Consider the following 21374-nt stretch of genomic DNA (forward strand, 5'->3'; position numbering starts at 1 on the left):
CTTCATATGCTATTAGCTTTTTTCTGCTGTGGTTGATTCCTCTTTTTCCACAGCTTCTTTTACATCATTTTTCACCTTGTCAATATCTTCAGACTTTTTCTCCTCTTCTTCATCGGTAGTTCCGTTGGTGAAGGCATCATAAGTTGTCTGGGTTTTGAAAGGCCGCTTTCCGATCAAACCTTCAAGGTCAGACTGGAAGATGATTTCTCTCTTCAGCAATTCTTTTGCAAGAATCTCAAGCTCTTTTTTCTTAGAAAGAAGTAAGTTTTTTGTTCGCTCATATGCCTGATCGACCAATGCTTTCACTTCCTTATCGATCAGCTCAGCAGTAGCGTCAGAGTATGGCTTGGTAAAGTTGTAGTCCGACTGTTTCGAGTCGTAGAAAGACACGTTTCCAATCTTGTCATTCATACCATACACAGTAACGATACTGTAGGCAAGCTTTGTAATTCTTTCCAAATCACTTAGTGCTCCAGTTGAGATCTTTCCGAAGATAATATCCTCAGCAGCACGTCCTCCTAGGGCCATGCACATTTCGTCCATCAATTGCTCGGTTTGATAAAGGAACTGCTCTTTAGGAAGGTACTGTGCATACCCAAGTGCAGCCACCCCTCTTGGTACAATACTCACTTTTACCAATGGGTCTGCATGCTCCAGAAACCACCCAGCTACAGCATGACCAGCTTCGTGGTACGCAACAATCTTTTTCTCCTCTGGAGATATTATTTTGTTCTTTTTCTCCAAACCTCCAATCACGCGATCAATCGCATCCTGAAAGTCGGTCATATCAACTTTTTCCTTGTCTTTTCTTGCTGCAATAAGAGCAGCTTCATTACAAACGTTTGCTATTTCAGCTCCAGCAAAACCAGGTGTTTGAGCAGCTAGTTTTTTACTATCAACATCTTTTGAAATTTGGATAGGCTTAATGTGAACTTTGAATATTGCTTCTCTACCTACAATGTCCGGCTTGTCAATGCTAATCTGACGATCAAAACGACCTGGGCGAAGGAGGGCTGAGTCAAGTACATCGGGACGGTTCGTTGCAGCGAGAATAATTACTCCTACATCCGTTGAGAATCCATCCATTTCTACAAGCAAGGAGTTTAGTGTATTCTCTCGCTCGTCATTGGATCCGGGCATCTGACCTCTTCCTCTTGAACGACCAATCGCATCAATTTCATCTATGAAAACGATACATGGAGCTTTTTCTTTGGCCTGCTTAAATAAATCTCTCACTCGGGCAGCACCCACACCCACAAACATTTCCACGAAATCTGATCCTGATAGCGTAAAGAATGGCACCCCTGCTTCACCAGCTACTGCTTTTGCTAATAAGGTTTTACCTGTCCCCGGAGGGCCTACCAGCAATGCACCTTTGGGAATTTTACCTCCCAGCTTCGTGAACTTGCTTGGATTCTTCAGGAACTCAACGATCTCTCTAATCTCTTCTTTGGCTTCTTCAAGACCTGCCGCATCCGAGAAAGTAATTTTCACTTTGTTTTCTGCATCGAACAGAGAAGCTCTTGATTTTCCAATATTAAAAATCTGCCCACCAGGGCCACCACCTCCAGTCATTCGACGCATCAAAAACCAAAATCCGAAGATTAAAAGGATAAGGAAACCCCAATTGAAGAAGATATTGGTATAGTCTCCTCGCTCTTCAATTTTGTAGTCGAAGCGCTGATCTTCTGGCAAATCAGCCATCAGCTCCTCATAGTCTCTCACAAACTTCTCAATGCTAACAATTTCCACTTTATAGTGTGGTCCTGCTCCAGAGCTTAGCAGACTTCTGTTTTGTTCAAGCTCAATCTTATACTTGGTATTGCTAAGTGCTTCTGGCTTAAGTGTAATTTCAATGAAATCCTGATTTTTTATAAGCACTACTTTTTGCACATCATTGGATCGGACCATCTTCTCAAATGATCTGAATGTAGTGGTCACTGCACTGCTGTCATTGGAAAATACGGTCAATCCTATAACTAGCGCTAGTAGTCCTCCAATAAGCCACCCCTGAAATCCAGGTCGTGGTTTGGGTGCGTCTTTTCTCTTCTTATCCGGCATTCTTTCTTTGCTTCTGTGAATTTTTGTTTAGCTAAACGAGGCGGTTGGTTATTAGTTCGAATCTATTCGAGTGATTTTTGCGTCACCCCAAAGTTCCTCAAGTCCGTAAAATGTTCGTTTCTCTTTATTAAAAACATGAGCAACTACATCTACATAGTCCAGCAGAATCCATTCTCTGTTTTGCTGCCCCTCACGCTTCCATGGATTTTGCTTCGAATTTTTATGTATTTGAGCTTCTATTGAGTCTGATATAGCATCAATTTGAGTGTCAGAGTTCCCGCTACAGAGAACAAAGTAATCAGCAATTGCATGTTTTACTTCTCTCAAGTCCATCACCACAACGTCCATCGCTTTTTTGTCTAACATCCCTTCTACCACCCACTCACTTAATATTTCTGAGCTGACGTCTTTACTTACCTTCTGATTCACTAATAGTTTACAATTAATTTTGCCTCAAATTTACATTAATTCTATTGCATAAAATCTTTGCCAAACCTCTATTCTTAGGTAAAAAAGTGGTTTTCCTGCCACAATGTCATTCGACGAACGATGAACTGGTCATGATGGCTCGAAAATCGAATGAGCCGGAGGGCACTGTTATCTATACTGATTATCAAAAAAAAGGAAAAGGTCAGCGTGGTAATATTTGGGTAGCAGAACCAGGAAAAAACGTTCTTATGTCTGTTTTGCTTCGACCAAAATTTCTATCACCCCAAGACCAGTACTACTTAAACCTGATAGCAGGGCTTGCCATCGTAGACACATTGAAGGGGTTTATTCATAAAAGTATCTCGCTCAAATGGCCTAATGATGTCTATGTCGAAGATCGAAAAATCGCCGGAGTTTTAATTGAGAATAACTTGAGGGGAAGCATGTTGGAGTATTCGGTTGTCGGGATTGGTTTAAATGTTAATCAAAGTGGTTTTGACATACAGACTGCCACTTCGGTTTATTTAGCTGCAGGAGAGAAATATCAAGTTCAAGAGGTCATGGAGGAGCTGCTTCTTCATCTGGAAGGATGGTACTTAAAGTTGAAAAATGGAGATCGAAGTAAAATCCAGGATCAATATCTAAACCTCTTAATGTGGCGTGGTGAGTTGAGGAGGTTTAGGTCTAGTGATGGCGAGTTTGATGGTGAGATTGTAGGCATAGACAGCCATGGAAGGCTAAACATCAATTCAAAAGGTCGACTCCAATCCTTTGGGATCAAAGAGGTGGAGTTTATTGGATAGTCCATGAGAAATTGATTTTCACATTGAAAACTTTAATGATTTTATAAGGTTATATCTTTGCAGCCCAAAATCGAAACAACAATTCAAGAAATATTCAAATAATGAGTGTAACGACGGAAAAATTTAAGGTTAAAGACATTGCCCTTGCTGACTGGGGAAGAAAAGAAATACAGCTTGCCGAAGCTGAAATGCCAGGTTTGATGGCTCTTCGTGAAGAATACGGAAAGAGTAAGCCACTTGCTGGTGCAAGGATAGCAGGGTGTCTTCATATGACAATCCAGACGGCTGTTTTGATAGAAACACTTGTTGAGTTAGGAGCAGATGTGACCTGGTCTTCATGTAATATTTTCTCTACTCAGGATCATGCGGCAGCAGCGATTGCGGCAGCTGGCGTGCCTGTATATGCATGGAAAGGCATGAACGAGGAGGAGTTCGATTGGTGTATTGAGCAAACGCTTTTTGCATTTAAAGATGGAAAGCCTTTGAATATGATTCTGGATGATGGGGGAGATCTGACCAATATGGTGCTTGACAGGTACCCTGAATTGGTGAAGGACATCAGAGGACTTTCTGAGGAAACAACGACAGGTGTTCATAGGCTGTATGAACGAATGAAGAAAGGAACGCTTCCTATGCCAGCAATCAACGTGAATGATTCTGTGACCAAGTCCAAGTTTGATAATAAGTATGGATGTAAAGAGTCATTGGTAGATGCGATCCGAAGAGCGACCGATGTGATGCTTGCTGGTAAAGTAGCGGTAGTTGCAGGATATGGTGATGTAGGTAAGGGCTCTGCTGCTTCCCTTAGAGGAGCAGGCGTGCGAGTGATAGTTACTGAGATTGATCCAATTTGTGCGCTACAAGCGGCAATGGACGGTTTTGAAGTGAAGAAAATGTCAGATGCAGTTTCAAGAGCTGATATTATTGTGACTGCTACTGGAAATAAGGACATCATCCGAGGTGAGCACTTTGAGAAAATGAAGGACAAAGCAATCGTTTGTAACATTGGTCACTTCGATAATGAAATTGATATGGCATGGTTGAAGAAAAACCATGGCAAGTCTCATATAGAGATTAAACCTCAAGTAGATCTTTACAATATCAATGGAAACGATGTGATCGTACTTGCTGAAGGAAGATTAGTAAACCTTGGATGCGCGACTGGTCACCCATCATTTGTAATGTCAAACTCGTTCACGAATCAGACCCTTGCTCAGTTAGAGTTGTGGCAAAACCATGAAAACTACGAGAATGCAGTATACATGCTTCCAAAACATTTGGATGAGAAAGTTGCAGCACTTCACTTAGCGAAAATTGGGGTAGAGCTGGATTCACTTACCAAGGAGCAGGCAGACTATATTGGTGTGGAAGTGGAAGGACCTTTCAAGCCAGAGTACTACAGATACTAAGAGACGAAACTCTCATTTTAAAAGGATTCTTCTTAAAAGGAGGATCCTTTTTTTGTTTTAATGTATTTACTCTGCCTCAATGTCAGGATTTTCCAATTGGCAGGCTTTTGGCTCATTAGTAGTTACACTCGTTCAACGCGCTTTGTCGTGCGACGAACAATTGAGAGTGAAACGAGTTCTTTTTTAAAGTTTCAATAAAAGAATTAACTTATTTAGAACAAATCTAAATGAGATTCGTATTGATGTACATACACGTAAATTAGTGAAGAGAATGACCAATCAAGTAGATACTCCCGTAAAAAGAGCATATTCAGAAGCAAAAAAAGTTCAGGTTTTTGATGGTGAATTCATGCCTCACATAGATTCAATGTACAATTTTGCATACCGTCTCACTTTTGATGAAGATGATGCGAAGGATTTGGTACAGGATACATATATGAAAGCATACCGCTTCATCAATTCATTTCAGGAAGGAACAAATGCTAAAGCTTGGCTATATCGAATTCTGAAAAATAGTTTCATCAATGACTATAGAAAGAAAAGCAAGCAGCCTGCCAAGGTTGACTACCAGGAAGTAGAGCAGTTCTACAATTCAGAAGACACGCCAAGCAACGCAACAGTCGATCTGAGATTAGAAACCACCAAAGACATGATTGGTGATGAAATCAGCAATGCGCTTAATTCACTTGCTGTAGACTTTAGAACGGTAGTGATCCTGTGTGATCTGGAAGGATTTACGTATGAGGAGATGGCTAAAATTCTGGACATCCCAATTGGTACCGTCCGTTCAAGACTGCACCGAGCGAGAAATCTTCTGAGAGAAAAGCTAGGAACGTACGCATTGTCCATGGGATACAACTAAGTCAGGAACTTTTTTCGAGTGCAGATCATTTCATACTTACACCAAAAAAACACGTACCAGAAATGTCCGATTGTCCCGATTGTGGTTGTAGTGATTTTGAGAAGTGCCTGAGGATATTGAACCTCATGCTGGATAATGAAGCCACTCCAAATCAGGAAGAGTTTTTTCTTACTCACATTGAAAAGTGCATGGTCTGTTTTGCCCATTACAATGTGGAAAAGCAAATCAGACAACTTCTGAAAACTAAGCTTAATAATAAGGCTGTGCCAAGCGAACTGGCCGATGACATAAGAAGTAAAATCGTTTCTTAGATGAAGTATGTTCGATAGAAATTGGCCTTAGATTCATTCAGGTTTAAATTCGCCCGATGGAAGGAAAGGCTATCATATTTTCTGCTCCATCTGGAGCAGGCAAAACCACCATCGTACATAGTTTGCTGGATAGAATTCCTAGCCTGAGATTTTCCATTTCGGCCACAACACGATTAAAACGCCCAACCGAAATTGATGGGCGCGATTATTATTTTCTTTCCATAGAGGACTTCAAAAGCAAAAAGGAATCTGGTGAATTGCTGGAGTGGGAAGAAGTATATACGGATACTTTTTATGGTACGCTTAGGAGTGAGGTAGAGCGTATTTGGGCAGATGGAAACCACGTGATTTTTGATGTGGATGTGAAAGGAGGGAAGAAACTAAAAGAGATTTTGGGAGATAAGGCCATCTCTGTTTTCGTAAAAGTAAAAGGAGAGGATGTGCTCAGGGAGAGGCTGCAGATGAGAAATACTGAAAGCGAAGAAGTGCTCAATGAGCGAGTGAATAAAGCCGCAGAGGAAATGAGAGAGGAGGTACACTTTGACAAGGTAGTGCTCAATGAAAATCTGGATGTGGCCATTGCTGAGGCTGAAAATATCGTAAAATCATTTATCTCAAATTGATGGAAGTAGGGCTGTTTTTCGGATCTTTTAATCCCATTCATACGGGACACATGATCATTGCCAGTTTGGTGAAAGAAACAACCAAAGTAGATGAGGTGTGGTTTATTGTAAGTCCACAAAATCCTTTTAAGAAAAACAAAAACCTCTTACACGAATTTGATAGACTGGATATGGTGAATGCAGCAATCGCCGATGATTATCAGTTCAGATCCAGTGACATTGAATTCAACATGCCTCGTCCCAGCTACACGATAGATACGCTGACGCTTCTTCAAGATAAGCATCCGGATAAAAAATTTCATTTGATTATCGGAGAGGATAATCTGGAATCTTTTCCCAAATGGAAAAATCATGAAAAAATATTAGAGCATTTTGGATTGATTGTATACCCACGCCCACACTCCAAACCAAGTGAGCTTTCAGAGTCAGGCAATGTGAGGATGATAGAAGCGCCAGAGGTAGACATATCTGCCACGCTAATCCGGAAGCTTATCAAAGAGGAAAAATCGATCAAATACCTGGTTCCGGATTCGGTAGAGGCCTTGATTAAGAGCAAGGGTTTTTTTAGATAATCCTAATCATTGGGGTTAATCAACTCAGACCTGATTGGTTCAGTTGATTTAGAGTAGACCCTAACCTCATACTTGTAGTTTTCTTTATGCTTCAATTTATAGGAGGTTTGATTTATTAGCCCTGTAGATGGTTTGAGTGTCGAGGCACTTGTTCCCGAAAATATAACAAAGCCCAATATATCTGTTTTGGTGGTTTCCCACCTTAGGGATAGTGTCTTATTTCTTTTATTGAATGTGTGTTTAACTTTTATTGTGTGATTTTCTGTATTGCCCCTAGGTCTCCTGAAAGAGCTAAATGGAAGTGATAATTCAGATTGGTTGCCGGCACTATCCAAGGCAGCAAGCATATAATAATATGTACGGCCTCCCTGAGCTGCTCTGTCAGTAAATCTTCCAATATCTTTACTAATAACTGATGTGTTTATAATAGATGCAGGGCCATTTAAGGAGTCAGATCTATAAACCTGATAACCCATCAAGTCATTGTCAACGTTTAACACCCATTCTATCACGTTAGACTCAGTCTCTTCATAGACCCTTTTAATATGCGGTCTTTCTGGAGCAATTATGTCAGGCATTTGAGCAAATACAAATTCTGATGGATTGCTTCTATTAAACATGGTGTCAATAGCTATTACATAATAAAAAAAATCATTTTTAGTTTGCCTAGGTAGTTGTTGCTCTAGATATGTGTCAATTAGGGGCTCACTATTAAGTAAGACATAGTTCATGTTGATATTTTTATTTACAGTCCGATACACCAAATATCCTTTAAGGTCGGGATCAGGATTGGCATCCCATCGAAGTAATATTTTTCCTGTATCTGCTTCAATGGTAAGGTTTTGAGGTTGAGAAGGCGGGATTACATCTTGAACTTCAATAAATATTTTTCTGGATTTCGCTTCATTGTCATGGATATCGTTACTTGTCAAATAATAATAGTAAGGTCCGGGAATAGATATTGAATCGGTGTAGTGTATCGAAGTGCTTGAGTTATAAATAACTTCAAACGGACCATCGCTCAACATTGAACGATAAAGCTTCACTTCCCTGAAATCCTCGGTTTTTTGGAATTCCCAATTTAGATGAACTTTCATAGAATCAGCCTTACCTGAAAAGTTTGTGGGGGGTGGGGGTGGGGTTATATCTTTCATTTTTAATGTTATCGCCTCACTTCTCTGGGTCTCCGCTCCAAAAAAATCTAGTCCTGCGATCGTATAGGTATACGTTTCACCTACTTTAAGATCTCTAATGACAAATTTGGGAGAAGGATATCCCACAACACCAGAAGTATCCCTCCTTTCAGAAACTAGCAGTGGATTTGGGTTTACTTTCACTTCCCCAAGAGAGTCGGTGTATTGGTAAAGGTTAGTTGCATAAAACAACTCCGGATCTACCTCCCAATCTATCACGAAGGTTGTATCTTGTTGTTCAACAGTAAATCCTTCAACTGGTTTCTCCGGGTTGTAGATTCCGGCAAGAATTGGTTTTGATTGACCTAGAAAGAGTTCTCTACCTTCAACAATTTTGTTTACCTTATACTCGTAGCTTAGGCCATTTATTACATCATCGTCTATATAGATATTGCCTATAAACTCAGCAAAATGAGGACTTCCGAATGACTTGATAAGAATGTTGACAAACAGGAGGCCGGCATCTTCCATTTGCTCTGGGGTGATTTGTTTTACAACTTCGGTATAAAATCCAATATCAGGATCATCCTGATAGTATTGAGTTGTATCAAAATCAGCAATCTGAGCTACGGGATTTGTTGTTATTTTCTCCCAAGTTACAGTTCCTGCCTGCCTGCGATAAACATGGCACCCTTCTTTATAAAATGGAAATTCGTTTGAATACCATTTAATTTCTAGTGCATTGATTTCATTATTATTTGATGGAGAATTTCTGACAAGCACTCTACTTTCCTGACCAAAAAGATTATTTAGAGCGAATATGAAAATAAGAAGGATATTAAATCTCATATGATTAAATAAGGTAGATGTAAAGGTGATTTAAGCCCTCATCAATTTGTTTACACCGCGATCATATAGATTTTTTTTCAAAAAATTATGAATAGAATTAAAGTAATATATTTTTGTGCCTTATTTAGAACCATCGTAACCTATGATTTTTCACCAAAGCATCAAATTTGGAGATGGCCGATTTTTATATTTAGCAGATAAAAATCAACCATTCTACCTTCAAAAATCACCTCTTCTGGAGCTATACTGGGTGAAATTCACATAGTCATCGCGGAAAATTGTAATATGCACCAGCCTTGAAAACTAGCTTGTCTCTATTTCTTTTTTTACTATCTCCTCTTTTGTTCGCACAAACTGATTTGAACAATTGGGGAACTACAATAAATATTCAGCCTGGCGCTGAAATGTATGTTAGTGGAGACTTTGTTTTAAATGAAGTTGTGGATGTAAATCTGGCAACTATTCGAAATACAGGGACACTCAGAATTGGAGGGGATTTGGTGAATAACTCAACCACCGAGATGTTTCTGGATGAAGGAAGACCAGGACCAATCATTTTCGTAGGGGATGGTGATCAACTAATTTCTGGTAATGATTCCTACATACCGTCCATATTTCTAGATAAAATTTCAGGAGATTTATATCTAAATCAAAACCTGAAAGTTGATAGCACCATCTTCTTTGCTGGGTCCACCTCCGGTAACCTTTATTTTGGAGATTATATAATCCTGATGGAAGCCAATGGGATCATTCAAGGGGAAACATCAACAAGCAAACTTGTCTTAGAAAATGGATTTATTAGAGCAACAAGCCCAACATTGAATGGTATCCAATCAGCATCTGATAGTGTCATGGGTTTCTCTATTCGTAACCTATATGGTTTGGGTTTTGGGATATCTAGTAATGATGAAAATATTCAAGGAGAACCAGGAGGCGAGCCGTTAAAGATATTTCGATACGAGCGATTCGATTCACCAACCCAAGTCGCCAATGGAAATACAGCTTCAAGATTTTATCGGCTCGAGTTCTATGAGCCTGATCTCCCGGATGAAGATCCGTTGGATGAACTAATATTCAACTACTTTCAGGATGAAATCACACCGATTTTACCGACCTCAACATTGGCGTTATATGTTTCCAATGATAATGGGAATTCCTGGTTGAAATTAAATGGGGATTTCATCAGCGGATCTAATTCCGATACATTAATTGTGAAAAATGTTAATCTAAGAGGGCTCAAAGGCGGAGTTGATAATATTAATTGGTTCACGATAGCGCAGGCAGACTGTGACCCTGAGCACATGCCAAATACATTGGAAGCAATCACTGCAACTACAGCAATTGACAAATCCGAAGAAATTTTTGAAATAAATATTTGTGAGGGGGATGACCTCATTGTTGAGTATAGAAATGACAATGAGTATTTGTGGGAGTTTGGAGTGGATACATTGGATGATTTTGACAAAGTAGGAATTATCCCTGATGATGAAGGTATATATAAGATTAGGTTGAGGAACAATAAGGGTTGTGAAACATTCCGTGATATACAAGTAAATGTGTGGGGTCCACCTCCCGCTGATTTTGATTACACAGCAGGGAATATTTGTGATAGTGAGACGGTGACCTTCACCGATATGACTCCTGATACGGAAGGAGAAATTGTAAGATATCTGTGGGATTTTGGGGATGGAGGTAATTTTTCTGAGCTTGAATCACCAAGCCATGTATATGAAGTTGCAGGTAATTATACGGTTACTCTCGAAGTAGAATCCGAATATGGATGTATCGGGACTACTCAGGAGACAGTTACCATTCGGCCAAGATCAATACCTTTGTTCGATGTAAAAACAAGTAAATCAGGCTCAGTTATCTCCACTCGATGTTCAGGAGAAAGCTTTTTCTTTGACCCGTCATCATCTGTATTTTTTACTAACCTGGCAGGAAATCAGGAGATACCATCCATTTCATGGGATTTTGGAGATGGTACGATCGTTAATCTAACACCAGATGGATCATCGATTGTTGAGACATTCGGAGAAATATCTCATGAATATATAGTGTCGGATGATACTGATTTCATAGTTACTTTGACAACAACCACAAGGTTTGGATGTTCGGATAGTTATTCCCAAATGATATCCGTTTATGCAGAACCGGATCCGACATTTGTAATAAAAGAAGGTGGGTTAGCGACTATTGAGAGTTGCACTAACAGTTCTCTTCTCTTTGAAAGTAATCAAGCTCTAGCCGATGAATCATCCTATGATTATTTGTGGAGTTTTGGCGATGGGACCGGGACAATCTCTACAAACCCTAATCCAATATTTAGTTATATATCAGCAGGAACATATACTGTTGAGTTGACTGTTACGTCAAAAACTACTGGGTGTACTGTTAGTAGTACACAAGCAATTGATATATCAAATGCACCCACAACCCCATATGGCGATATAGTAAGCTCGTGTGGATCCAATATTACATTGGATGCAGAAAATCCGGGCTCCACTTATCGATGGCTTGATGGTTATTCCTTAACAGAATTGTCTACAAATCAAACCTATGAAGTTACCTCGGCTTCTGAGGATGTAATTCCAATCATTTTAGAGATTACAAATGGTTCTGGTTGCGTGATATCTCAGGAAATTCAGGTTTATTTAAATACAGACTTGAATGTGGATCTGGGTGCTGACTTCACAGCATGTGAAAGTGCTGTGATTGGCACCAATGAATTTCCACTGGCTTCATTTGTGTGGTCCACTGGTGAAACCACCCCTTTTATTGAAGTGACTGAGTCACGAACGTATTCAGTTGAGATAAGTGAAGGTGGATGCACTTCAACGGATGAGATTACAATTACCATTGCTAATAATCCGGTTGTTGATCTTGGTTCTGATCGGGAAATTTGCGAAGGTGAGTTGCTTACATTAAATGCGGGCTCGCATACAAGTTATTTGTGGTCTGACGGAACTGGAAGTTCTAACATTGTTGTAAGCTCTTCAGGAATCTATTGGGTTGAAGTTGAAAATGTAAGTGGCTGTCTCGCAAGAGATTCCATTTCTGTAGTGGTCAAAGATGATGAAGTATCTGATCCGGGTGGTGGAGTAACTCCATGCGATCTCGGTTGTGCAGGTTCAGTAGATGCTTCATTTAGGATGGAGCATGGATTGAGTAGTAATGAATTGTGTAGATCGTCAGAAGTTCAGTTTATCAGCCAAGCGGGTGAAGGAGATCCCACTGCATATGACTTTTATTGGGATTTTGACGATGGAACTAATTCAACCGAGCCATTCCCATATAAACAGTATAGTTCGGGAGGGGTATTTAATGTATCTCTTTCAGTAACCTCTAAAATTGATGGTTGCAATGCGGTATTCTCGGATAATTTTCAAGTGCAGTTGTCTCCACAGATTCCTATAAATGATGTAGTTACCACTTGTGGAGGTGAGTTGTTGCTAGATGCACAAAATACAGGATCGACATTTAGATGGATTGATGAAGTATCAGGAGCAACCTTATCCACGAATCAGGAATACAAAGTCATCTCTAGCTCAGAGGATCCAATATATCTGATTCTAGAAATAACGAATTCATTTGGGTGTATTGGACAGAAGCAAATTCAGGTTAATCTTAATGCCGACTTAAACATTGATTTGGGAGAGGACTTTTTAGCTTGCGGGTCTGTGTTCATCGGATCTAATGAGTTCCCAACAGCCTCTTTTTTATGGTCGACAGGAGAAACATCACCCACCATTGAGGTTTCTGAGACTGGATTATATGGTGTTACCGTAACAGATTCGGAGAATTCATGCTCAAGTGAGGATGAAGTCTTTATAACTGTTGAATCAATGCCAAACCCTAATCTTGGAGAAAATTTCACGTTGTGCTTCGGTGAAGAAGTTGAATTAACGCCGGGAGAGTTTAGTCAATACCTATGGTCGACAGGAGCCACAACCTCGTCCATTATGATTGGATCTTCAGGAACTTACTGGGTGGAAGTCGCAAATGAATCAGGATGTACAGACAGGGATACTCTAGAGGTGTCATTAACAAATGATAGAGAACTAAACTTACCAGCTCAGTTAGAATTATGTAGTTCTACGGGAATTGAAATTGATGCTGGCATATCTGCGAATCGATATCTGTGGGGATCTTCTAATGGTTTTACTTCTTCTGAGAGAGTCGTAATGATAGATGAAGCAGGAACGTATTGGCTTGAGGTAGAAGGTGAATGTATTCAAAGAGATACAGTGCAGGTTGTTGAAACGACGGATTTATTAGAACCATCATTCTTAATTCCAAGTGTGGTTGGAGTAGGGGATTTGGTAAACATTATTCAACTAACTGATCCTCTTCCGGACAGCCAATCATGGTCTTTTGGGGATGGGGTGTTTAGTACGCAGGTAAATCCCATTCATCAATATGCATCAACTGGTGACTATGAAATTACTCTTACTATTACAAATGGAGGTTGTAGTTATTCTGTTAGTAAAACTATTACCGTTGTTGAGTCTCGTTTTGAGGAAGAGTTGGTTAAAAACCAGTTAATTGAAATTCTTAAGCTTAGAACATATCCTAACCCGATAGAGGATGAAGTCAATATTGAGTTGGAACTGTCGAAGGATGCTCCAATTTTAGTAAGAATTTTTAGTCTTTCTGGTCATGAAGTGTTTAGGCAAAAGTATGATGAAGCCACTCTTAATATACCGATAAACATGTCTGATCAAATAGCTGGCCTTTATTTATTAAGTGTTCAGGTTGGAGGTAATCATCGTCTGATAAAAATTATTAAGCCAAAATGAAAGGCGTCAACGGACATATCGCTTCACTTCGGCCTAATTGGATAGTCTTAACCCTGGCTTACTCCCTGACCTTGCTTGGTTCCTTGGATTTGGGAGCTTCTCAGAATTCAGAGGAAGTGTATTACGTTCCTGTTGTTTTTCACATCGTGTATTCCGATGAAAATCAGAACATTACCTTGGAGCAGATTGACTCCCAACTAGCAACTCTTAATAAGGATTTCAGGGCAATTAACTCTGATATTGGAAGCGTTATAGATGAATTTAATGGAAGTGTTGCTGATGCCAAAATCGAATTCGTTAAAGCGGATCAAATTATCAGTTCTCCGACTGACCCAATCATTAGGAAAGTTACATCGGTTGAGGTCTTTAAAGATTCGGATTTATTTTCCTCTGAAAAAGGTGGATCCAATCCATATAGTCCTGAGAAGTATTTGAATGTATGGGTGGCCAATTTAGCCGATGGATTACTCGGATTCTACCATGCAAATGGTGTGGCTGTAGACTTTAAAAGCTTTGGTACTAAAGGAAAGGCAGCAGCACCCTATAACCTGGGGAGAACACTCACTCATGAGCTTGGGCATTTTCTTTCCCTTCAGCATTTGTGGGGATTAGGCGGGTGCGACAGTGATGATGGAATTGAAGATACCCCTAATCAATCATCGGCCCATTCGGGTTGCTCTGAGAATTTCACTTCATGTGGAACCCTGGATATGTTTCAAAATTTCATGAATACTTCCACTGATGAGTGTCTTCTCTTTTTCACAACTGGTCAGGTTGAAAAAATGCGGTCTTATATCAGCTCTAATTACCCAGAATTTATTCATTCGAATTCCGATTTGATTTTAAGAGCTGATCAATCAAGCTCGCTTATTGGAATCTACCCCAACCCAAGTAGCAGCGGAATCTACAAAATCAGAAAAAATACTAGAGATAAGCTTTTAGCAAATGTTGCTTCATTGGAGGGAAAGCATTTGGAAAATTATCTCATTGAGGATGACTTTCTTTTGGATTTAAGTCACTTACCAAAAGGGACATACATCCTTAAAATAACCAATCATAAAAGCCTAACGACAGAGAAAATTATTATAAAATGAAAGCAGGAGTTTTGAAGTTAATGATCGTAGCGATCGCGCTTTCTTTTTCCCATATTGCATATACTGCTTCCAAGTTAGTGCCGACTGCATCTTTTTCCGTTAGCGGTACCCAGTGTCAATATGTAGCAGTTGATTTTATTGATGGATCATCAGCAAGTGTAGGTACCATTGTTTTATGGGCTTGGGATTTTGATGATGGATCAAGTTCCAACGTGAGAAACCCTTCGCATGTCTATTCTGAGGCTGGAGATTATGATGTAAGATTGACTGTTGTGGACTCAAATGGTGATGTGGATGAGTTTGTTGCCACCGTGACTGTTGAGCCCGTAGCTACGGTTGATTTTGATATAACCTCGGCAGATAACTGCTTGCTAACTAATCAGACTTTTACAAGCACATCAAGCATCTCTTCAGGTAGTGTGACGGGTTATGAATGGGATTATGGAGATGGAAGTGTTTCGTTTGGAGAGCATGGAAGTCATACATATTCGACCACAGGTGTATTTGAGGTGGAATTTACTGCTATTTCAAATCTTGGATGCAGAAATAGTATTACCAAAACAGTAACTATCTACGAAGAACCCAATGCCGATTTTGTTTTTACCTATGTGTGTTTGGGAGAAGAGATGAATTTCACCAACACAAGCAGCATTAGCAGTGGTAACTTGTCATATATATGGGATTTTGGCGATGGTAATAGTAGCACATTAGTCAATCCAACGCATAAATATGCTTCTTCTGGAGATTTTACTGTCTCGCTGACAGCCACTAGCTCAAATGGATGTGAAACCGTAACCAATAAAAATGTAACAGTAAATAGTAATCCTGTCTCTTCATTTGATGTGAATCCAGTTTGCTTTGGATCCAATGCAGTATTCGTTAATAATTCAACTGGTACAAACCTATCATTTCAGTGGGATTTTGGAGACGGAAATGTTTCTACAACATTCGAACCGACTCATGAATATGAGCAGCCTGGATCTTACATAGTCAATTTGGAGGTGACATCAGATGATAATTGTTCTGATATTTTTTCTAAACGAGTTGATATTTATAACAATCCATCTCCTACATTTTTTGTTGCAGATAACTGTCTTGAAAGCTCGGTTTTATTTAATAACTTGACTAACCAGGCCGGGGATACATACAGTTATTCCTGGGATTTTGGAGATGGAAACTCATCTACTTCAAAAAGTCCAACCCATACATATACCATTTCGGGAACGTACACGGTAGAACTAACAGCAACGACTAGTAATAATTGCGTATCTACATACTCAGATCAAGTGACAATTTGGGATCATCCGGTAGCAGATTTTAATGTGACTGACGGATGTAGTAGTGTGTCTAATGCATTTGTAAATACATCAACCATTGCAAGTGGATCAATAGCATCATATCAATGGGATTATGGAGACGGTTCTTCTTCTAAAGGAGTCACAGGATCTCATAGTTATGCCAATCCTGGGGTTTATGATGTGACTCTAACTGCTAAGTCAGAAAATGGCTGTGAAGATGAGGTAACCAAGCAAATCACTGTTTATGCTAAGCCAGCTACAAACTTTTCTTACTCTGGAGCATGTGATGGAAACATTATCACATTCGCTAACGAAAGTTCAGTAGTAGAGGGGAACCTCAATTATACATGGGACTTTGGTGATGGCAGTACCAGTAATCAGATAAATCCATCCCACGAATATGCTAGTGAGGGTGTTTATACTGTTTCGCTGGAAGCAAGAAATAATTTAGGAGGATGTTTTACTATTCTAGAAAAGGACGTAGAGGTTTTTCAGGAACTTTCCTCAAGTTTTAGTTTTACCTCTGTTTGTTATGGAGATGAGGTTGTTTTTGATAATACATCTGTTGGAACTGGGGTTACATTCAATTGGAATTTTGGAGACGGAAATACTTCTAGTTTTTTCGAACCGTCTCATCCCTACGAATCACCGGGTTCTTATATTGTATCACTCAAGGTAACCTCTAATGATGGATGTGTAAGAGAGTCTGAGTCAAGAGTAGATATTTACAGTAATCCAACCCCAATTTTTATTGCGGAAAATGATTGTGCTGATGAAGAAATTCTATTTTCCAATTTAACCGATGAAACAGGGGTATCTTCATATTTTTGGGATTTCGGTGATGGATCCACTTCAACTCAAAGGGAACCAATTCACTCGTATAGTCTAAATGGGTCATATACTGTTTCGTTGACAGTAGAAACGACTAATGGATGTCAAACTACCGTATCGGATGAAATTGTGATTTATGAGATTCCGGTAGCAGATTTCAGAGTGTCTAATGTTTGTGACGGTTCACTATCTCTTTTTGAAAATGAATCGACTGGTTCAATAAAATCATACTTGTGGGATTTTGGTGATTTAACCAATTCTACTCAACAAAACCCCTCAAAGCAATTTTTAAATCCGGGGACTTACAATGTTACTTTGACAGTTCAGTCTACTAATGGATGTACTCACTCAGTGACCAAAGAAGCCGTGGTTGAAGCTGTTCCAATTGCAAACTTTACAGCCTCGGACGTTTGTTTAGGCGATCCATCACTTTTTACCAATAGCTCAATCGATGATAGCGGCACAACAACCTTCCAATGGGATTTTGGAGATGGTAATACTTCAGTAGCCAGAAATCCATCTCATGTTTATCAAAATTCAGGACTGTTTACCGTAAGCCTTTTGGCTGTATCCAGTGCTGGATGTCAAGATTTAATTAGCAGGCAGGTTTTGGTATACAGTCCTCCGGAAATTAGTGCTGGCAAGGACACGACTATCAGTCGCGGAGCATCTGTTCAATTACAGGCTCAGGGTGCAGTAAGTTATCAATGGAGTCCTATTGCTGGATTGAGCAATTCCAACATTTCAAATCCTATTGCTCGACCATTGGAAACCACAGAATATGTGGTTGTTGGAACGGATCAATTTGGTTGCCAAAATACTGACACGGTTTTAGTCACACTCGAAGAGGATTATAGGGTAGTTGCAAATAACATTTTCACCCCAGATGGAAATGGGCAAAATGACAAATGGATTATCCCTAATGCCGATGCATTTGATAGGGTGGAGGTAAGAGTCTATGATAGATATGGTGGACTTGTATTCGAAGACTCAGATTATCAGAATGATTGGGAGGGAACAAGAGGCAAAGACATCCTTCCTGATGGAACATATTATTACTACATCACCTTTCCCGGAACTGAGGTGAATTACAGCGGAGCAATTACAATTCTAAGAAACAGGTGAAAATGAAGATGAGATATATTTTATTTTGGGTGGCTGCCTTGTTGACAGCAACACAAGTGCTTGCTCAGCAAACCCCAATTTATAGCCAATATTATATGAATCCATATTTGTATAATCCGGCAGCAGCCGGTGATGCTGGTACGCAGGCGCATTTTCTTTATAGAAAACAGTGGGTCAACATTGAAGGATCACCTGAAACACACGCTCTGACAATCGATGGCAAAATGGATGGTCAGCCAATAGGATTAGGCCTAACTTTCTACAATGATGTCAGCAACGTGTTGAGCCGATCCAGCATAGGACTTACATCTTCCTATTCCTTCAAATTAGCACCGGATCATAAGCTTTCTTATGGTATGACATTTCAGTTGCTACAAAACAGGATAAATTTTGATAGGGTTGTAGCAGAGGATATGAATGATCCTAATTTGTTGAGCAGAATCGATCAAAAATCAGTTTTTGAGTTAAGCGCAGGGTTGCTTTATAGGTGGAAACAATTGAAAATAGGGATTGCCGCGGATCAACTTTTGCAAAATGAAATTTCTTATGAAGATGCATCCATGTTTAGAAGTCTAAACTATAATCTTGTTAGACACTACATCACTACACTTAGTCACGATTTCAGAGTTAATGAAAATTTTAGGGTTGAGCCTATTGTAGTTATACGCGCAGCTCAAGGTTTGCCTAGTCAATATGATGGTAGTATTGTGGGAAAATACAGGGATGTATTATGGTCTGCCGTTGGTTACAGACATGAAATAGGATGGGCGTTTTCGGCTGGATTTGACGTGCAACAGATAAGACTTGGATATACCTATGAAATTCCAACTTCAGATCTGGATCAAATAGGAGGAGCAACACATGAGTTGGTTTTAGGTTGGCGATTTTCAAAAGGAGGAACTGCAGGTAGAGGAGGATCTTCACTTCCATCAACTTCGGGCAGTTATCAACAAGCCAATACGGCTGAATCGCAGGAATTGGATGAACTGCGATATAAAAATGAAAAACTTTCGCAACAACTTGAAGAAAGTAGAGATAGGCATGAAGCACAAGAGAGTGAGATAAATAAGCTTAAGGAACGAGTAGTGAGTTATGAGGGAGAATTAAAGGAGCTGATTGCTCAAGCGACGAGAGAGCTTAATAATGCGCAAAATGCCAAGTACTATGTGATTATCTCTGCTTTCAAAACTTTGGAGTACACTAAGCGCGCACAGAGTTTACTCAGAAAGGAGAAAGGCTTGATCACAAAAGTCATTCAAAATGAGACCGGATCATTCTATCTGATCTACACCAATGAATATGATTCTCTGACAGAGGCGTTGAGTGAAGCTAAGCAATTAGATGATGGCGATTTGAATGAAATAATAGTTGGAAATCCTTGGGTATACATGAAGGAAAATGAATAGTGGTTTGAGATACCATATCGCTATTTTTATTCTGTTAGGTTTGAATATAATCGGGTACTCACAGGATCTTGAGACAATTAAGGATCAAAAATTTGTGACTTATTCCGGAGGAATCTCATTTAACAATACCTTTTATCACGCAATTGGTATGGATAGTCAGAGAGATCCTTATTTCTGGCAATTGAATGCCAATCTTAATTTTAACTTTCTCAATGTAGTCCAGGTCCCATTTTCGCTTACTCTTAGCCAACAGCAGAAGAACTTTAACCAACCTCAACCCTTTAACAGGTTCGGTCTAAGCCCATCTTACAAGAGTGTAACTGGGCATTTTGGGCATAGAAGTATGACATTTTCTCAGTTTACACTTGCAGGAACGATGTTTTTTGGGGCAGGGGCAGAATACACCCCTAAAAACCTTCCCTGGAGGGCAAGTGCAATGTATGGTCGTCTTGCAAAACCCGTTGAGCGCTTTGCTCGAGATGGATTAGTTTTCGCTGAGCCAACGTACAGAAGGATCGCATATGGAGTTAAAACAGGGTATGAAAAAGATGATGTTTCCGCCCACTTAATTCTTTTCAAGTCGACTGATGATGAGCATTCAATAAATATCCCTGACAGTCTGGATCTTAAGCCTGAAGAGAATTTGGTTTTAGGATTCGTTACAAAATTTAAATTTCTAAGCGTTTTCACCTTTGAAGTTGACTATGCGCATAGCATGCTGACACGTGATAAGACTGAAATTGCGCGAACGGTTGATGAATTTAGTTTTAGAGACAACCTGGGAAGCCTTTTCAACGCTAACCAAAGCTCCTCATTCAAGAATGCAGTTTCTTCAAAACTTACTTTTAATGGCAACCTTTTCCAGCTTAACCTGGCTTATAGAAGAATTGATCCTGAGTTTACTACGCATGGCTCCTCTTTCCTCAATAATGATCTTGAGGATATTTCCGGGGGTATAGCCCTGCCATTCTTACAGGGAAAAGTATCTCTTTCAGCAAATGCTGGTATTCAACGAAACAATCTCGACAATCAATTGGCTGCTCAAGTTTCAAGATTCATCTTTTCTTCTTCGGCTAGTGTAGCATTAAGTGAAAGATTGAATACATCCATTTCTTATTCAAATTTCAGCACGGACACTCGTCAATCTCTGATACAAGAAGATCTGCTTTCAGATACTCTTGAATTTTTTCAGGTAACCAGAAATGGCACTTTGACAGCAAATTATAGTTTGGGCGATTCTAGGCAGAGTAATGTATTCGGAACCCTGTCTTTACAAGATGCAACAGATAGTGATGGAAATCAAAGCACATTTACGAATGCCAACGCAGGCTTTTCCACTGTTTTGAATACAGTTTGGCGGGTGAATGTTTCTGCCAATTTCAATAAAAATAACACCATGGATGCTGAGACTACTTCGTTTGGGCCGGGAGTTGGGATAGGGCGATCATTGTGGGAGAACAAAGTTCAAATGAATCTAGCACTTAATTTATTCAACAGTTACCTGGAGGGAACTCTTCAAAGCAGAATTGGCACAGTAAGATGGACAGCAAGCAGCTCAATGGGTAAACATCACAGTATTTCGATCAATGCTTTTTATACAGATCGCAAGTCTGTAACTGAAGGAGGTAATGAGAGCGCCAAAGAAATGCGTGGGAATATCAATTATGCATTTAGGTTCTAAGCTATTAATGGAATAAAATGACAAAAAAGCCTAACCTTATTAGAACTTGTTTTTGGAGTATTTTATGCTTTTTTATTGCATTATCCAA

The 21374-nt window shown here is 39.6% G+C and carries 14 protein-coding genes; 11 read left to right on the forward strand and 3 right to left on the reverse strand.

Going from position 1 to position 21374, the window contains the following annotated elements; all coding sequences use genetic code 11:
- Nucleotides 1-12 precede the first annotated feature (12 nt).
- Nucleotides 13-2061, reverse strand: a complete 2049-nt coding sequence (gene ftsH / locus ACEQZT_RS09810; RefSeq protein WP_370089257.1) for an ATP-dependent zinc metalloprotease FtsH — start codon at nucleotides 2059-2061, stop codon at nucleotides 13-15.
- 51 nt (nucleotides 2062-2112) lie between these two features.
- Nucleotides 2113-2490 (reverse strand): ribosome silencing factor, encoded by a 378-nt coding sequence (rsfS, locus tag ACEQZT_RS09815; protein ID WP_370089258.1) that lies wholly within the window; start codon nucleotides 2488-2490, stop codon nucleotides 2113-2115.
- Nucleotides 2491-2576: 86 nt separating this feature from the next.
- Here rsfS and ACEQZT_RS09820 point away from each other — a divergent pair, with 86 nt between their 5' ends.
- The 6 genes from ACEQZT_RS09820 to nadD all read left to right on the forward strand — a co-directional run bounded on the left by ACEQZT_RS09820 (nucleotide 2577) and on the right by nadD (nucleotide 7070).
- Nucleotides 2577-3293, forward strand: coding sequence for a biotin--[acetyl-CoA-carboxylase] ligase (locus ACEQZT_RS09820; protein WP_372530157.1), 717 nt, complete (start codon nucleotides 2577-2579; stop codon nucleotides 3291-3293).
- 101 nt (nucleotides 3294-3394) lie between these two features.
- Nucleotides 3395-4702: an adenosylhomocysteinase gene (ahcY, locus tag ACEQZT_RS09825; RefSeq protein ID WP_370089260.1), complete on the forward strand. Its 1308-nt coding sequence runs from the start codon at nucleotides 3395-3397 to the stop codon at nucleotides 4700-4702.
- Nucleotides 4703-4973: 271 nt separating this feature from the next.
- The gene (locus ACEQZT_RS09830; RefSeq protein ID WP_370089261.1) at nucleotides 4974-5564 is read left to right on the forward strand and encodes a sigma-70 family RNA polymerase sigma factor; all 591 of its coding nucleotides are present in this window, start codon (nucleotides 4974-4976) and stop codon (nucleotides 5562-5564) included.
- Between the two features lie 62 nt (nucleotides 5565-5626).
- Nucleotides 5627-5875, forward strand: coding sequence for an anti-sigma factor (locus ACEQZT_RS09835; RefSeq protein ID WP_370089262.1), 249 nt, complete (start codon nucleotides 5627-5629; stop codon nucleotides 5873-5875).
- Nucleotides 5876-5931: 56 nt separating this feature from the next.
- The gene (gmk, locus tag ACEQZT_RS09840) at nucleotides 5932-6498 is read left to right on the forward strand and encodes a guanylate kinase (protein ID WP_370089263.1); all 567 of its coding nucleotides are present in this window, start codon (nucleotides 5932-5934) and stop codon (nucleotides 6496-6498) included.
- A complete protein-coding gene (gene nadD, locus ACEQZT_RS09845; RefSeq protein ID WP_370089264.1) occupies nucleotides 6498-7070 on the forward strand; it encodes a nicotinate (nicotinamide) nucleotide adenylyltransferase in 573 nt (190 codons plus the stop codon). The genes gmk and nadD overlap by 1 nt, the downstream gene beginning before the upstream one ends.
- A gap of 2 nt (nucleotides 7071-7072) precedes the next feature.
- Here nadD and ACEQZT_RS09850 read toward each other — a convergent pair whose 3' ends face one another.
- Nucleotides 7073-9052 (reverse strand): fibronectin type III domain-containing protein, encoded by a 1980-nt coding sequence (locus tag ACEQZT_RS09850; protein ID WP_370089265.1) that lies wholly within the window; start codon nucleotides 9050-9052, stop codon nucleotides 7073-7075.
- 341 nt (nucleotides 9053-9393) lie between these two features.
- On the opposite strand from ACEQZT_RS09850, the gene ACEQZT_RS09855 reads away from it, so the two are divergent.
- From ACEQZT_RS09855 to ACEQZT_RS09875, 5 genes are read left to right on the forward strand one after another with little or no spacing between them, the layout of a single operon-like run.
- Nucleotides 9394-13851, forward strand: a complete 4458-nt coding sequence (locus tag ACEQZT_RS09855; RefSeq protein WP_372530151.1) for a PKD domain-containing protein — start codon at nucleotides 9394-9396, stop codon at nucleotides 13849-13851.
- On the forward strand, nucleotides 13848-14945 hold the full coding sequence (locus ACEQZT_RS09860) for a zinc-dependent metalloprotease (protein WP_370089267.1): 1098 nt from the start codon (nucleotides 13848-13850) through the stop codon (nucleotides 14943-14945). Before ACEQZT_RS09855 ends, ACEQZT_RS09860 begins: the two co-directional genes overlap by 4 nt.
- Nucleotides 14942-18199, forward strand: a complete 3258-nt coding sequence (locus ACEQZT_RS09865) for a PKD domain-containing protein (RefSeq protein WP_370089268.1) — start codon at nucleotides 14942-14944, stop codon at nucleotides 18197-18199. The genes ACEQZT_RS09860 and ACEQZT_RS09865 overlap by 4 nt, the downstream gene beginning before the upstream one ends.
- A gap of 8 nt (nucleotides 18200-18207) precedes the next feature.
- Nucleotides 18208-19605, forward strand: a complete 1398-nt coding sequence (locus ACEQZT_RS09870) for a PorP/SprF family type IX secretion system membrane protein (RefSeq protein WP_370089269.1) — start codon at nucleotides 18208-18210, stop codon at nucleotides 19603-19605.
- A 4-nt stretch (nucleotides 19606-19609) separates the two neighbouring features.
- Nucleotides 19610-21286 carry a hypothetical protein gene (locus ACEQZT_RS09875; protein WP_370089270.1) on the forward strand — a complete coding sequence of 559 codons (1677 nt, stop codon included), beginning with the start codon at nucleotides 19610-19612 and terminating at the stop codon, nucleotides 21284-21286.
- Nucleotides 21287-21374 lie beyond the last annotated feature (88 nt).

Origin of the sequence: Ekhidna sp. (assembly GCF_964218185.1) — a bacterium.
In the GTDB taxonomy this organism is placed as follows: domain Bacteria; phylum Bacteroidota; class Bacteroidia; order Cytophagales; family Cyclobacteriaceae; genus Ekhidna.